At 45.0% G+C, this 13,692-nt stretch carries 16 protein-coding genes; 4 read left to right on the top strand and 12 right to left on the bottom strand.

Features of this window, described 5'->3' with window-relative positions; translation table 11 throughout:
- Positions 1-85: 85 nt before the first annotated feature.
- Positions 86-682, bottom strand: a complete 597-nt coding sequence (locus UJ203_RS14345) for a sulfite oxidase-like oxidoreductase (protein ID WP_105955493.1) — start codon at positions 680-682, stop codon at positions 86-88.
- Between the two features lie 100 nt (positions 683-782).
- On the opposite strand from UJ203_RS14345, the gene UJ203_RS14340 reads away from it, so the two are divergent.
- Positions 783-1,385 (top strand): biotin transporter BioY, encoded by a 603-nt coding sequence (locus tag UJ203_RS14340; protein ID WP_305934753.1) that lies wholly within the window; start codon positions 783-785, stop codon positions 1,383-1,385.
- Between the two features lie 71 nt (positions 1,386-1,456).
- Here UJ203_RS14340 and UJ203_RS14335 read toward each other — a convergent pair whose 3' ends face one another.
- Positions 1,457-2,785 carry a Na+/H+ antiporter family protein gene (locus UJ203_RS14335; RefSeq protein WP_105955495.1) on the bottom strand — a complete coding sequence of 443 codons (1,329 nt, stop codon included), beginning with the start codon at positions 2,783-2,785 and terminating at the stop codon, positions 1,457-1,459.
- A 145-nt stretch (positions 2,786-2,930) separates the two neighbouring features.
- Positions 2,931-4,433 (bottom strand): leucyl aminopeptidase, encoded by a 1,503-nt coding sequence (locus UJ203_RS14330; RefSeq protein WP_322011751.1) that lies wholly within the window; start codon positions 4,431-4,433, stop codon positions 2,931-2,933.
- A 155-nt stretch (positions 4,434-4,588) separates the two neighbouring features.
- Here UJ203_RS14330 and UJ203_RS14325 point away from each other — a divergent pair, with 155 nt between their 5' ends.
- Entirely contained in the window at positions 4,589-5,065 is a 477-nt protein-coding gene (locus UJ203_RS14325; RefSeq protein WP_044158979.1) for a divergent PAP2 family protein, read from the top strand.
- Between the two features lie 32 nt (positions 5,066-5,097).
- Here UJ203_RS14325 and UJ203_RS14320 read toward each other — a convergent pair whose 3' ends face one another.
- The 4 genes from UJ203_RS14320 to UJ203_RS14305 form a co-directional block, all read right to left on the bottom strand.
- Positions 5,098-5,757, bottom strand: a complete 660-nt coding sequence (locus UJ203_RS14320; protein ID WP_322011898.1) for a 3D domain-containing protein — start codon at positions 5,755-5,757, stop codon at positions 5,098-5,100.
- Between the two features lie 103 nt (positions 5,758-5,860).
- The gene (locus UJ203_RS14315) at positions 5,861-6,181 is read right to left on the bottom strand and encodes a YuiB family protein (protein WP_010331727.1); all 321 of its coding nucleotides are present in this window, start codon (positions 6,179-6,181) and stop codon (positions 5,861-5,863) included.
- Between the two features lie 50 nt (positions 6,182-6,231).
- A complete protein-coding gene (locus UJ203_RS14310) occupies positions 6,232-6,375 on the bottom strand; it encodes a YuiA family protein (protein WP_024122716.1) in 144 nt (47 codons plus the stop codon).
- A gap of 175 nt (positions 6,376-6,550) precedes the next feature.
- Positions 6,551-7,771: an NAD(P)/FAD-dependent oxidoreductase gene (locus tag UJ203_RS14305; RefSeq protein ID WP_029441137.1), complete on the bottom strand. Its 1,221-nt coding sequence runs from the start codon at positions 7,769-7,771 to the stop codon at positions 6,551-6,553.
- A 330-nt stretch (positions 7,772-8,101) separates the two neighbouring features.
- Here UJ203_RS14305 and yumC point away from each other — a divergent pair, with 330 nt between their 5' ends.
- Positions 8,102-9,100, top strand: coding sequence for a ferredoxin--NADP reductase 2 (gene yumC / locus UJ203_RS14300; protein WP_024122718.1), 999 nt, complete (start codon positions 8,102-8,104; stop codon positions 9,098-9,100).
- Positions 9,101-9,140: 40 nt separating this feature from the next.
- Here yumC and UJ203_RS14295 read toward each other — a convergent pair whose 3' ends face one another.
- Positions 9,141-9,281: a hypothetical protein gene (locus UJ203_RS14295; protein ID WP_024122719.1), complete on the bottom strand. Its 141-nt coding sequence runs from the start codon at positions 9,279-9,281 to the stop codon at positions 9,141-9,143.
- A gap of 279 nt (positions 9,282-9,560) precedes the next feature.
- Here UJ203_RS14295 and guaC point away from each other — a divergent pair, with 279 nt between their 5' ends.
- Complete coding sequence (gene guaC, locus UJ203_RS14290; protein WP_322011746.1) at positions 9,561-10,541, top strand: GMP reductase; 981 nt, start codon at positions 9,561-9,563, stop codon at positions 10,539-10,541.
- Positions 10,542-10,594: 53 nt separating this feature from the next.
- Here guaC and UJ203_RS14285 read toward each other — a convergent pair whose 3' ends face one another.
- From UJ203_RS14285 to UJ203_RS14270, 4 genes are all read right to left on the bottom strand, one after another.
- Positions 10,595-10,957 carry a HesB/IscA family protein gene (locus UJ203_RS14285; RefSeq protein ID WP_010331733.1) on the bottom strand — a complete coding sequence of 121 codons (363 nt, stop codon included), beginning with the start codon at positions 10,955-10,957 and terminating at the stop codon, positions 10,595-10,597.
- Between the two features lie 78 nt (positions 10,958-11,035).
- Complete coding sequence (gene dapF / locus UJ203_RS14280; protein WP_322011745.1) at positions 11,036-11,890, bottom strand: diaminopimelate epimerase; 855 nt, start codon at positions 11,888-11,890, stop codon at positions 11,036-11,038.
- 122 nt (positions 11,891-12,012) lie between these two features.
- Entirely contained in the window at positions 12,013-13,227 is a 1,215-nt protein-coding gene (locus tag UJ203_RS14275; RefSeq protein ID WP_322011744.1) for a NupC/NupG family nucleoside CNT transporter, read from the bottom strand.
- 136 nt (positions 13,228-13,363) lie between these two features.
- Positions 13,364-13,600 (bottom strand): YuzB family protein, encoded by a 237-nt coding sequence (locus tag UJ203_RS14270; RefSeq protein WP_010331736.1) that lies wholly within the window; start codon positions 13,598-13,600, stop codon positions 13,364-13,366.
- Positions 13,601-13,692 lie beyond the last annotated feature (92 nt).

The raw sequence follows: 13,692 nt of genomic DNA, 5'->3' as shown, positions 1-13,692 counted from the left end.
CTTATCTAAATAAGGTACCTGATGACTAGCAATATGGAAATAAAACCCTGAAAAAGATGCTGATTATCCTATGTTTACTAGAACCTTAATCCCATGTAAATCTCTGATTCTGCCAAGGGTCACCTCTCATATGATAGCCGTTCTGCTCCCAAAAACCCGGATGATTTTCTTTCGTAAATTGGATGCCGCGCAGCCACTTAGCGCTTTTCCAAAAATACAAATGAGGAAACACCCCTCGCAACGGGAAGCCGTGTTCAGGCGTTAAAGGTTCGCCGTTATGCGCATAAGCGAGCAGTGATGTTTCAGCCAAAAAGTCATCGAGCGGCAGATTTGTCGTCCAGCCCTCTTCCGCGTGTAAAATGACATAGCCCGCCTCTTCTCTTACACCGGCTTTCTCCGCAATATCCCTTGTCCGCACCCCCTGCCAAACATTATCAAGCCGCGACCAGCCTGTCACACAATGAATGTCATTTTCTGATTCGCACTGAGGAAAGGCTTTTATATCTTCAAAGCTTAAAAGCATAGGGTGATCAACCAATCCGTATACTTGCAGATTCCACTTCGTCATATCCTCATAATACGGAACGTTCCCCGTATGAAGCACAGGAAACGAAGTCGTCACATTTTGATTGGGCGGCACTCTTCCTGACTGATCTGCCTGTTTTATTTTTCCGAAATACATGCAAATCCTCCTTTTGTTAACCTAAATTTTATTTATGTTGACAATCATTCAGATCTTTATTACTCTATGATTGTGTATGTAAACCTAAGGGGGAACAACGATGAAACAACCTAAACTTCGTGCGGGTGATATGGCGCTGATCGGCATGTTCGCCGCACTTATGGCTGTCGGCGCCAACATTACATCAGTCGCGCCCTTTTTGCAAGTTGCCGGCATTCCGCTGTCGATGCAGCCGTTTTTCTGCCTCTTGGCGGCTTTGCTTCTCGGCAGCAAACGCGCTGCGATCGCTATGCTTGTATATGCGCTTGTCGGATTGGCCGGGGCACCAGTGTTCGCTCAGTTTTCCGCGGGCTTCGCACCATTTGCAGGTAAAAGCGGCGGCTTCATTATCTCATACATTCCTGCAGCATTCGCAGCTGGATGGTTATTAGAACGCAAAATTCAGCCAAGTAAAACCCGTTTTCTGATTGCTTCTCTTATCGGAACGGCCATTATGTATATCATCGGCACCACCTATATGTATCTTGCGCTGAATCTGTGGATTCATACACCGGTGAGCTACGGCACGGCTTGGGGCTTTATGACTTGGTTTATGGTAAAAGACACGGCGCTGGCTGTGCTGCTGACGTTTATCGCACCTGCGATCTACCGCTCTATTCATAAAGCAACCGGCTTTAACAGACATCAAATATCGTCCACTTAAAAACCGTTCCGATGGACGGTTTTTTGAAATGATAATCAAAAAAGGCTCTCCCGTTAAGGAGAGCCTTTTTTCTATAAGACAAGCGCCGCAATCCAGCCAAAAATAACAAGCGGAATGTTATAAAAGATAAATGTCGGCACACAAGTGTCCCAAATGTGGTGATGCTGTCCGTCCGCACTCAGACCCGAAGTCGGCCCAAGTGTACTGTCGCTGGCAGGTGAACCGGCGTCGCCAAGCGCGGCAGCCGCTCCGATAATCGCAATCGTTGCCATCGGGCTGAATCCGAGCTGCATACATAGAGGCACAAAGATCGTTGTGATCACCGGAATCGTTGCAAAAGATGAGCCGATTCCCATTGTAATCAGCAAGCCGACAATCAGCATCAGCAATGCACCCAGTGACTGACTGTGCCCGATAATACCAGCTGATGTTTTGACCAATGACTCGACATCTCCGGTTTTTGTCAATACATTTGAGAAACCGGCTGCAACAAGCATAACAAATCCGATAAAGGCCATTAATACCATACCGTCAGTAATCAATGAATCCGCTTCGTCACGTTTCATTACACCGCTGACAAACAGGATAATCAGGCCGGCCAGCGCCCCCATAATCATCCCTTCTACTCCCAAGGTCTGCGATAAATAAAGCTGGACGCCGAGTGACACTACAATGGCGAGAACCGCGATTCCCAGACTTTTTTTCGTATATGGAGATGCTTTTACACCTGAGATTTCTTTTGTTTCATACACTTTTGGTTTGCGAAAAACGATTACTGATAAAATCAAACCGACAACCATGCCTGCAACCGGTATGATCAGCGCGTACGGGATATCGCCAAGCGGAACGTTTAAGCCCGCATCGGCCATGTTGTCCTTCAGCATGCCTTGGAATATCTGGCCGAAGCCAACAGGCAGTACAATATAAGGAGCCGTTAAGCCGAACGTAATCACACACGCAATCAGCCTGCGGTCCATTTCAAGCTCATTAAAGATTTTTAAAAGCGGCGGTATCAGCACAGGAATAAATGCGATGTGAACCGGTACCACGTTTTGTGAAAAACAAGCTACGATTAAAATAATCAGTACGATAAGCACTTTAGACAGTGCCTTTTTTCGAGTATCTTCTTTGTTTCCAATTAATTTCACAGAAGCTTCCACCATAGCATCCGGAAGACCTGTTTTCGTTAAAGCCGCAGCAAACGCACCAAGCATAGCGTAGCTGACTGCAACGGTGGCATTTCCGCCGAGCCCTTCTGTAAAGGCTTTAACCGTTTCACCCAGGCCGAGTCCTCCTGTTAAGCCGCCGGCCAAAGCACCTATGATTAAAGCAATAACTATATTGACACGCAGAAGGCTTAAGACAAGCATAAGCAGCACTGCGATTACGACTGCATTCATGATACCCCTCCAAAAATCCTTTAGTTTGCTAATGTAGTAGATAAATAAAGTACGAACGTATCGTATCATATTCACGATACTTTAGTCAACTAAAGATTTTGGAGAAAAAAAACCCTGCCGCGAAATCGCTGCAGGGCTATATTTATTATGCTTTTGCGTCTTCTTCCGCTGTGAATCTTTCTGCCAGCGTAGCCAGTGTTCTTGCCATGACGCCGGTTGCACCGGACGGACCGAAGCAGGTTGCTTTACTTGAAGTTGCTGTGCCTGCAATATCAAGATGGACCCAAGGAGTCGTTTCAGCAAACTCACCAAGAAACGTTCCTGCCATAATGGCATGGCCTTCCCGTCCCGGTGAATTGTTTAAATCCGCCATTTGGCTGTTTTTCACACGTTTTTTATCCTTTTCTGTAATCGGCAGCTGCCAGATGGCCTCACCGCACTCTTCCGCAGCTTCAGCTACCCGCTGATAAAAGCTCTCGTTATTTGTCATGGCGCCGGTTGTTTCTGTGCCCAATGCCACAACAACGCCGCCAGTGAGTGTTGCCACATCAACAAGAACAGACGCGCCATGCTGTTTCGCATATGTAAGGCCGTCTGCAAGCACAAGCCTTCCTTCTGCATCCGTATTAAGGATTTCAATCGTTTTTCCGCTTAATGACACGATGACATCGTCAGGCTTCATCGCCCCGCCTGAAATCATGTTGTCAGTTGACGGAATGACAGCCAGCACATTTTGCTCCGGACGAAGCTCGCCGATCGTTTCCATAGCACCAAGGACCGCTGCCGCTCCTCCCATATCGGATTTCATGCCGACAATTCCTGTTTTGGTTTTAATAGAGTAACCGCCTGTGTCAAAGGTAATTCCTTTTCCGACAAGTCCAATAACATTTTCCCATTCCTTTTTGCCCTGATACTTCAAGACAATCATTTTGGGCGGTTCGGCAGAGCCTTGGTTTACCGCAAGGATTCCGCCCATACCGAGCTCCTCCATATCCGATTTCTCCAATATTTCACACTCAAAATCATATTTCGCCGCAAGCTCGGACGCATATGAAGCCAGGTCAGTTGCTGTCAGCATATTTCCCGGCATATTCACAAGCGTTCTTGCCGAATTTGTGCCCTGCCCGTATGCCTGGCCGACAAGAAGCCCGGCCTGCACTTCTTGTGTATCTTCATCTGTGACGGCATAGATGGATTCAAGCTGTTTATCCGGCTCATTTGATTTGTGCTTATAATCCTGCACCTCATAAGAAGCAAGCAGGCAGCTCTCAGCTAATGCGTGAGCGGCATCCGCTGCGGGCACTTCTTCACAAATAAATGTGTCAAGCAGTACGGCAGCCTCTTGTTTTCTGTCTTTATGAATGGCTTGAAAAACATGGGCAAAGCTTTCCTTCGCCTCTTCAAATGAATAATTCGCCTCTCTTCCCAAACCGACGAAATAAATACGTTTCATACCAGCGGAGGACGGAGGGAATACTTTTGATACTTGATTCCGTTTGGCAGAGACATCACCGTCTTTCAGAAGCTGAGTCAGATGGCCTTCCAGTTTTTCATCAATTTCCTTTGCTTTGCCTGTCAGCTGGCTTTTTTGAAAAAGTCCGACCACTAGGGTTTCAGTATGCTCTAATTGTTGAACCGCATAAAACATAAGGCTTACACTCCTAACGTAATGGGTATTTGTAATGAACAATGGTATAATAGGAAAAACATTCTTTCCTTACATTTATTTTATCAAACAACAGACGAAGACCTGCTTTTTTCTTTTGTAACACGAAAGATTTTCATATAGAAAGGATGTCGCCTATGGAACTTTTTATGAATTTTCCTTTATTATCAAGCCTTGCTGCCATCATCTTTGCACAAGTCATTAAAGTGCCGATACAATTTATCGTATCCAGAAAACTGGACTGGTCGCTGGTGACAAGTACAGGCGGCATGCCGAGTTCCCATTCCGCGGCTGTGACGGCGCTTTCTACAGGCGTAGCCTTAGAGCATGGATTAGGTTCCTCTCTCTTTGCGGTTTCAGCCATTTTCGCCGTCATTACCATGTTTGACGCAACCGGCGTCAGACGTCATGCCGGCGAGCAGGCAACAGTCATTAATAAACTTGTGATTGATTTTAACCGTTTTGTGAATGAAGCAAAAGATTTCCCGAAAGCCGAAGAGAAAGAAAAACAAAAAAAGCTGAAAGAGCTTCTCGGCCATCAGCCAATCGAGGTCTTTTTTGGCGGATTGACAGGAATTTTATTAACATTGGCACTGGCATACTTTTTTCTGTAAAAAAATAACGCTTCAGCCGCAGCTGGAGCGTTTTATTCTTTCACTGTTTTGTATTGATTTCTGAACACCTGCAATGATTTTGTTTCATTAAGCTTTACCAGTTCATCCTCAGTGACTTTTCCGGTCCCCTTCTTAATCACATACACGTCCAGGGTTTTTTTGCCCCATTCATTGTAGACATCATGAACGGTTTCAAAGTACAGATCAATGCGGTTTCCCTTGATGGCAGATCCTGTGTCCGCAACGACGCCCAAACCATAGTTCGGGATGAATAAAATGGTGCCGATCGGAAAAACGGATGGATCTGCGGCAACCGTAGAGTATAAATCTCTTTTCACTTTAACACCTGAATATGTAAGCCCGTATAATGGATCACCAGGTTTTTTACCCGTCGATTCGACTCCCGCTGTATAGCCTGTAGCCGTTACTTTTTTCGCCGGATACTGGTTCCAGTCAAAGGCTTCTTCCAATGGTTTGTCTTTTGCTTTGGCTGCAGCGGACATCGTTTTTTCGTTTTTCTGCTGCAATGCTTTTAATGTCAGTCCAGTATTCTTCGAGTGCTTCTCATTATTTTCTTGCACCCATTTTGATAAGTCCTTCGCCTCTACTCCTGATACGGCTAAATATGTCGTGGCAAACGCGAGCAGAAATAAACAGGTCATCAGCAAACGTCTGATCATTTTCAACATTATTCACCTCTCCTCCGAATCATTGTTCCCACATAGCAGGAACAATATTCAAAATGGTGAATGTGCTGAAGGCACAAAAAAAGCTTTCTTTAGAAAGAAAGCGGCATTAAAACATCTGATATCCTCTTTTTCTGAGCATGTTGATCGCTATACCTGATACAATGGCGCCGGCCAGACCGCTGGCTAAAATCAATACATCTGCAGCAGCTAACGATACGACTCTCTGAAACAGGCCGGCAAAGGATTCGCCTGGCGATTGAATATAGCTGATCAGCTTTTCCTTACTGATAATGAAAAGGCATACAATCGGATAAATCACAGCCATAATCCAGGACATTCTCAGCAGCATGTTTAATAAGAAACCGATTCCAAAAAACAAAACAAAAAATAAAACAATTGAGATGATAACGACTGGCAGACTAATCAAAACCCCACCCCCTGCGTTACTTTTAGTGTACCGCGGGGGCTTTTAAAAAGTCAACGGCTGGAAAATGAATGACTGTCTTTACCTGTCCCCTGACATGACGGACAAGTTTCTGAACCGCCAAGGATTAATTGAAAATACCCTTTCCCTGAGCAAAACGGGCATGCCTGTGAAGCGGTTGTCGTTGCGGTTTTCATCTTAGCATCACCTTTTTTCTTAATTTTCAGATAATAATATCATACCAAGCTGTCAATGATAAAGTCAGATCATGTGACAAATCTTTTGATGTAAGCGGAAACATTTTTATTTTCCTCTTGTTCTCTTTTTATTTTGGCGTTTTTTAATAAAACAAAACCCGCGGAGAGCGGGTTTTTAGAAAAACTTAAACTTGCCTTTTTTCAGTGTGAGTCCGAGTCCGCCGATTAAAAACAGCGAACGGTTATCGATGACTTTTTTCATAAAAGAAGCCGGCGTGCCTTTCAGTTTTCTTCCGTACACCACTCCGACCGCATTATGCTCGCCAAGAGAAGCCACCGTTCCTTTTATATCAGGTTTGAATTCTTCAAGCTCGCCGCCCTTAATGAGTTTTGCAATGTTTTTAGCGACCGTAGTCCCTTGCTGCATCGCGATTTGGGCTGTCGGCGGATAAGGACGGTCAGTGTCTTCATTGATAAACAGCGAGCTGTCGCCGAGAATAAAGACGTTGTCATGTCCGGGCGCGCGAAGATCAGGATTGACTTTCACCCGGCCACGCATATTTTCAAAGCCGGCTTCTTCCACAATCGGATGTCCGCGAACACCTGCCGCCCACACCACCGTTTGCGATTTGATTTGCTCGGGCTCTTCATCTTTTTTGCCGACTGTAACTCCTTCTGCGGTACACTCTTGAACCGCCGTGCCGATTTTAAACTCAACGCCATTCTCCTCAAGATAGTGAACAGCATAATCGACAAGCTCGGGATCAAAGCCCGGCAATACGGTCGGCGCTGCTTCTACGCAGATAATGCGTACAAGGCTTCTGTCAACGTCATACTCCTTGCAGAGCTCCGGCACGCGGGCAGCCAGTTCGCCAAGAAATTCAATACCCGTAAACCCGGCTCCCCCGACAACGATTGTTAACCTGTCCGGCCTTTTTTCAGCTTCGATGTTGTAAGTCGCAAATTGCAGCTCAATATGTTCCCGAAGCACGCGAGATGTATTGATATTGGCGATCGGAAACGCAAATTCTTTTAAGCCTTTAATGCCGAACGTTTCAGGTACCGCTCCGAGGCCGATAACTAAATAATCGTACTGCAGCTCTCCATTGGCAAGCACAACTTTCTTCTCGTCTATTTTGATTGCCTTCACGGTATCCTGTACAAAATTGACACGTGACTGGTTGATTACATCTTTTATCTGATAACGGCAGCGGTCATGATGGAGCGTACCGGCGCTCGCTTCGTGCATCCATGTCGTTTCGTAATGATAATTGTGTTTATTCACAAGCGTAATATCAGCATCATTCGGACCGACATGCTTCGTCAGCCTTGTCACTGTCATCAATCCGCCATAACCTGCACCTAAAATCACGATTTTGGGCTTATTCAATGCCATCACATCCACCTTCTCTTTTTTTTGCTGTTAGACGCATATAAAAATCATCATTTGTGTTATCTTCAGCTTATTGGCAGGATTTTATGAAATATATTGAAAAGTTTTTTGTGAAGTCCACACCCATAGCACTACTATCATGTGTATCCGGCTGGTTCATGAAACATTCAGAAAAAAGATGAATTCATGTTTTTCTTATCGTATCGGCCCGCGGGCATATGATCAAGAATGAATGCGCATACAATGCACACGCAAATTTTTCTGCTGACTCGTCAATTTTAAGAGCAATATGGTATAATTAATAACAATTTTCATTTAGGAGGCAATTTTCGTATGCGAGAGGATACAAAGGTTTATGATATTACAATTATAGGCGGGGGACCGGTCGGCTTATTCACTGCTTTTTACGGAGGCATGAGACAGGCAAGCGTCAAAATTATCGAAAGCCTGCCTCAGCTTGGCGGACAGCTTAGTGCCCTGTACCCTGAGAAATATATATATGACGTAGCAGGATTCCCGAAAATCCGCGCCCAAGAGCTAGTGAACAACTTAAAAGAGCAAATGGCGAAATTCGACCAAACGATTTGTTTAGAGCAAGCGGTTGAATCTGTTGAAAAACAAGCAGACGGCGTGTTTAAGCTTGTGACAAACGAAGAAACCCATTACTCTAAAACGGTCATCATCACTGCAGGAAACGGCGCATTCAAACCAAGAAAGCTCGAGCTTGAAACAGCCGAACAATACGAAGGCAAAAACCTTCACTACTTCGTTGATGATTTACAAAAATTCGCCGGCAGACGCGTTGCGATTCTGGGCGGAGGAGATTCAGCGGTTGACTGGGCGCTTATGCTTGAGCCGATCGCAAAAGAAGTTTCCATCGTTCACCGCCGCGATAAATTCCGCGCGCATGAGCACAGTGTGGAAAACCTTCACGCATCTAAAGTGAATGTCCTGACTCCATTTGTTCCGACAGAGCTCATCGGAGAAGACAAAATCGAGCAGCTTGTGCTTGAGGAAGTGAAAGGCGAGCGCAAAGAGATTTTAGAAATCGATGACTTAATTGTCAACTACGGCTTCGTCTCATCTCTTGGACCGATTAAAAACTGGGGACTTGAAATTGAGAAAAATTCCATTGTCGTCAAATCGACGATGGAAACAAATATCGAAGGCTTCTTCGCAGCAGGGGACATTTGCACATACGAAGGAAAAGTCAACCTGATCGCAAGCGGCTTCGGCGAAGCACCGACAGCTGTTAACAACGCGAAAGCTTACATGGATCCGAAAGCTCGCGTACAGCCTCTGCACTCTACAAGTCTTTTTGAAAATAAATAATAAAAAAAGGAGTTTGTGTCAAGGTGACACAGCTCCTTTTTTATTTGAAGATATTTATATAATTCATCGCAGTTCCGATAACCAGCGCAATCACAAGGGCTGCTACAACCCAGATCGTGGCCATGATGATGCGGTCTTGGATCTTTTGGGACTTCGGTGTTTGTTCTTCGTTTTGAGTCATCTCCACTCGCTCCTTTCACATGTCCATGTCATAAAGAAAGCCTGGTGCTGTAGGACCAAGCTGTGCTGAACTTATATATTAGCGTCTTATCATCCGCTCTATGAGACCATTCGTTAAGACTATGATACCCAAACTCATCCTGAATGACAAGCTTCCGCACCTGAATCACATCCATCATCAGATAAATCGTTTGACATCCTCCCTAAAACAGAGTACATTATACAAGGCGAACATTTGGTATATATTCATTATAAATATTCGTATTTAGGAGTTGATTCTATGGAAAACGTGTTTGATTACGAAGATATTCAACTAATTCCTGCAAAATGCATTGTGAACAGCCGTTCTGAATGCGATACCTCCGTGCGTTTAGGCGGACGTACATTTAAATTGCCCGTCGTTCCTGCCAATATGCAGACGATTATAGATGAGAAACTTGCAGTTTCATTAGCCGAAAACGGCTACTTTTATGTGATGCACCGCTTTGAACCTGAAAAACGGATTGACTTTATAAAGGACATGAACGCACGCGGCCTATTCTCTTCTATCAGCGTTGGGGTCAAAGATGAGGAGTATGCATTTGTCCGTCACCTGGCAGAAGAAAATCTGGTCCCTGAATACGTAACCATCGACATCGCTCACGGACATTCCAATGCAGTCATTGAGATGATTCAGCACCTCAAAAAGCATCTTCCGGACAGCTTTGTCATCGCGGGAAATGTCGGAACACCGGAAGCTGTAAGAGAGCTCGAAAATGCCGGAGCGGATGCCACAAAAGTCGGCATCGGACCGGGAAAAGTATGTATAACGAAAATTAAAACCGGTTTCGGCACAGGCGGATGGCAATTAGCCGCGCTGCGCTGGTGCGCAAAAGCCGCCAGCAAACCGATTATCGCGGATGGCGGAATCCGCACCCATGGCGACATCGCAAAATCAATCCGATTCGGCGCCACCATGGTCATGATCGGTTCACTATTTGCCGGACACGAGGAATCACCGGGACAAACCATTGAAAAAAACGGAAAGCTCTATAAAGAATACTTTGGCTCAGCCTCTGAATATCAAAAAGGCGAAAAGAAAAATGTCGAAGGCAAAAAAATGCACGTAGAGCATAAAGGCGCAATCATGGATACGCTGATTGAAATGGAACAGGATCTTCAATCTTCTATTTCTTATGCTGGCGGAACTAAGCTGGAGGCTATCCGCAATGTGGATTATGTCATCGTGAAGAATTCGATTTTTAACGGAGATAAGTGCTAATAATAGAAAAAGCCAAGTCAGCGGCTCGCCGCTTGACTTGGCTTTTTCTATTATTAGCACTCTTCAGGTTTACCTGCATTCGTCGCTGTCCTGAAAGAAGAACCGCAGCCGCATGAGGCGATGGCGTTTGGATTATCGATGGTAAAACCGCCGCCAAGCATGGATTGCTTAAAGTCTATAATAGTGCCGTTCATGATATCAAGGCTTTCTTTGTCAACGAGAACAGTAATGCCGTGCTCCTCAAACATACTGTCTGCTTCGCTTTTTTCATGCTCAAAGCCCATTCCGTATGAAAGGCCGCTGCAGCCGCCGCCTTTAACGCCGACACGCAGAAACGCGTTTTCTTCTTCATGCTCTTTCATCATATCTTTTATATGCAAAGCTGCTGCTTCTGTAATTGTTACAGGGTTGCTCATTAATGTGAACCTCCTTTTAAAAACCGGATGCTGTCTTTTATTATAAACTTGATCGGCTCATTTCTCAAACTAGCTGTTTTATAAAAAATATACGCCCTCACAAACAGTCTCTGCCGGGCCTGTCATCATCACATGGCCGTTCTCTTTCCAATTAATGACCAAATCTCCGCCCGCTAAATGAACCGTAATGTCTTCATTTCGTCTTGATACGCCGTTTAAAACAGATGCGACAGCCGCTGCACAAGCGCCTGTTCCGCAAGCCTGTGTGATGCCTGATCCCCGTTCCCACACGCGGAAGTGCAGTTCATGTTCATTCACGGTTTCCACAAACTCGACATTCACACCTTCCGGAAATCTTGGATCTTTTTCAATCACCGGCCCCAGTGTCGTCAGCGGTGCCTGTTCAATATCGGCAATCGGAAAAACGATATGCGGATTGCCCATGGAAACCGCGGTGCCTTTTAGCTCAGCTTCGCCAAATGTCATTGTTTCATTAATGGTTTGATCCTCACCGCCGTCAAGCATCGGAAGTTCGGCTTTTGTCAGACGCGGTTCACCCATATCGACAGTGACAACATTCACTTTTCCGTTTTCAGTTTGAACCTCCGCTTTCACAAGCCCGGAGAGGGTTTCAATCAGAAAAGATGTTTCCTCAACCAGCTTATGCTCATACGCGTATTTTGCAACGCAGCGCAGGCCGTTGCCGCAGTTTTTTCCTTCAGACCCGTCATTATTAAAAATCCGCATTTTGACAGGCGCTTGATCTGAAGGACATATAAGGATCATTCCGTCGGAGCCGATCCCTGTATAAACGGAAGACACTTGAACCGCTATTTCAGACAGTTGTTCTTCCGGCAGTTGTTCTTCAAATTGATTCACGTATATATAGCTGTTTCCAAGTCCGTGCATTTTGGTAAATCGAAATGAGTTCATAGATGCCTCCAACTTTTTCTCTTTTTCTTAGTATAAAAGCTATTATAAACGGACACAATACAATTATCCCCCGTTTTTCATACATAAAAGCTCCTTGCAATTACGCAAGGAGCTTTTATCTTTTATATGAACATGCCGGCAATAGCCGCGCTCAGCAGATTGGCTAATGTTCCCGCCAGAACAGCCTTTAACCCGAGGCGTGCGATATCTGAGCGGCGGCTTGGCGCTAAACCGCCAAGCGTACCGAGCATAATCGCAATCGAAGAGAAATTTGCGAATCCGCATAACGCAAAACTGATAATCGTAGCGGTTTTTTTAGAAAACTCGCCGATGTGCGGACCGAAATTAGAATAAGCGACAAACTCATTCAGCACCAGTTTCTGGCCGATAAAGCTTCCGGCATGCAAGGCTTCATGCCATGGCACACCAATCATAAAGGCGATTGGAGAAAACACATAGCCGAGGATAGATTCTAATGTGACATCTTTTAAACCGAACAAGCCGAAAATACCGCCGAGAATGCCGTTGACCACGGCGATTAATGCGACGAATGCAAGCAGCATCGCACCAACGTTCAGCGCAATTTGCAGACCTGTTGACGCACCCTTTGCAGCCGCGTCAATCACATTGGCCGCTCCTTCGCCTTCATCCATTTTGAAATCACCTTTTACTGTTTGCGGCGTTTCCGTTTCAGGAATGATTAATTTTCCGAATACCAGACCCGCAGGAGCAGCCATGAAGCTCGCCGCGAGCAAGTATTCAATCGGAATACCGAGAAGGGCGTAGCCAAACAAAGTTGAACCCGCAACAGCCGATAGACCGCTCGTCATAATTGTAAACAGTTCAGAGCGCGTCAGCCCTGCAATGAGGGGCCTGATCACTAACGGAGATTCCGATTGCCCTACAAAAATATTAGCAGCAGCCGCAAGAGATTCCGTTTTGCTTGTCCCAAGAAGCTTCGACAATCCGCCGCCGATCACACGGAAAATGAGCTGCATGATTTTCAAATGATATAAAACTGCGATCAGTGCTGAGAAGAAAATGATAACAGGCAGTACACTTAATGCAAACGCCGGGCTGTCGCCGACTTTTAAAAGCGGCCCAAATATAAAACTGATGCCTTCATTCGCATAATCAATCAGAAGCTGTACACGGCTTGAAAACCATAAAAAAACAGCGCGTCCCGCTTCCCATTTCAACACGATGTATCCAAACGCCACCTGTATACATAAACCAACGATGACGGTTCTTATTCTAATATTGCTTTTCTTTTCTGAAAATAAAAACGCGATGGCGATTATCCCAACTGCGCCGAGCAGTCCCCAAAGAACATTCATGAATACACCTACACCTCTTAAAATTTATTTAAAACAAATCTTTTATACGATAACAATAATATTTTTTGATGTCTACACATTTTTTCAGTACTTTTGTACCGCAAAATAAAAAAGGGCCTGAGACAGGCCCTTTTCTTCAAAACATTGGGTTTTCTTCAATAAATGTATATATATTCTCAACAAGCTCAGCAGGTGTTTCACCCGTAACGACTTCTCCGTTTACTAGAGCGAATAGTGATTCCATACATTTCCCGCAATAGCTTAAACAGCCGTATTCAAGAACATCCAGATTCGGATCTTTCTCTAAAATCGCTCGGGCTTCCTGAGAGCCGTGAGCCAGATTGCTGACACAAAATTCAATCATTGGATTCATGCGGTTTCACCTCACATATGAACATTATCGCGGATTTTTCACTATTCGTCAAAGACAACGAACGCATTAAAATTTATTATCGTAACATATCA

It is taken from the genome of Bacillus sp. V26 (assembly GCF_034296245.1).
In the GTDB taxonomy this organism is placed as follows: domain Bacteria; phylum Bacillota; class Bacilli; order Bacillales; family Bacillaceae; genus Bacillus; species Bacillus halotolerans.
Note: the sequence above shows the minus strand (reverse complement) of the source record. Positions and strands in the feature narration are given on the sequence as shown.

Bases quoted from the DNA above. Each gene is read 5' to 3' on its own strand.
- UJ203_RS14270 (WP_010331736.1), bottom strand. From the start codon at position 13,600: ATGAATCCAATGATTGAATTTTGTGTCAGCAATCTGGCTCACGGCTCT.
- UJ203_RS14285 (WP_010331733.1), bottom strand. From the start codon at position 10,957: ATGAGCAACCCTGTAACAATTACAGAAGCAGCAGCTTTGCATATAAAA.
- UJ203_RS14340 (WP_305934753.1), top strand. From the start codon at position 783: ATGAAACAACCTAAACTTCGTGCGGGTGATATGGCGCTGATCGGCATG.
- UJ203_RS14335 (WP_105955495.1), bottom strand. From the start codon at position 2,785: ATGAATGCAGTCGTAATCGCAGTGCTGCTTATGCTTGTCTTAAGCCTT.
- UJ203_RS14345 (WP_105955493.1), bottom strand. From the start codon at position 682: ATGTATTTCGGAAAAATAAAACAGGCAGATCAGTCAGGAAGAGTGCCG.
- UJ203_RS14305 (WP_029441137.1), bottom strand. From the start codon at position 7,771: ATGGCATTGAATAAGCCCAAAATCGTGATTTTAGGTGCAGGTTATGGC.
- yumC (WP_024122718.1), top strand. From the start codon at position 8,102: ATGCGAGAGGATACAAAGGTTTATGATATTACAATTATAGGCGGGGGA.
- UJ203_RS14330 (WP_322011751.1), bottom strand. From the start codon at position 4,433: ATGTTTTATGCGGTTCAACAATTAGAGCATACTGAAACCCTAGTGGTC.
- guaC (WP_322011746.1), top strand. From the start codon at position 9,561: ATGGAAAACGTGTTTGATTACGAAGATATTCAACTAATTCCTGCAAAA.
- UJ203_RS14310 (WP_024122716.1), bottom strand. From the start codon at position 6,375: ATGAAAACCGCAACGACAACCGCTTCACAGGCATGCCCGTTTTGCTCA.
- UJ203_RS14275 (WP_322011744.1), bottom strand. From the start codon at position 13,227: ATGAATGTTCTTTGGGGACTGCTCGGCGCAGTTGGGATAATCGCCATC.
- UJ203_RS14325 (WP_044158979.1), top strand. From the start codon at position 4,589: ATGGAACTTTTTATGAATTTTCCTTTATTATCAAGCCTTGCTGCCATC.
- dapF (WP_322011745.1), bottom strand. From the start codon at position 11,890: ATGAACTCATTTCGATTTACCAAAATGCACGGACTTGGAAACAGCTAT.
- UJ203_RS14295 (WP_024122719.1), bottom strand. From the start codon at position 9,281: ATGACTCAAAACGAAGAACAAACACCGAAGTCCCAAAAGATCCAAGAC.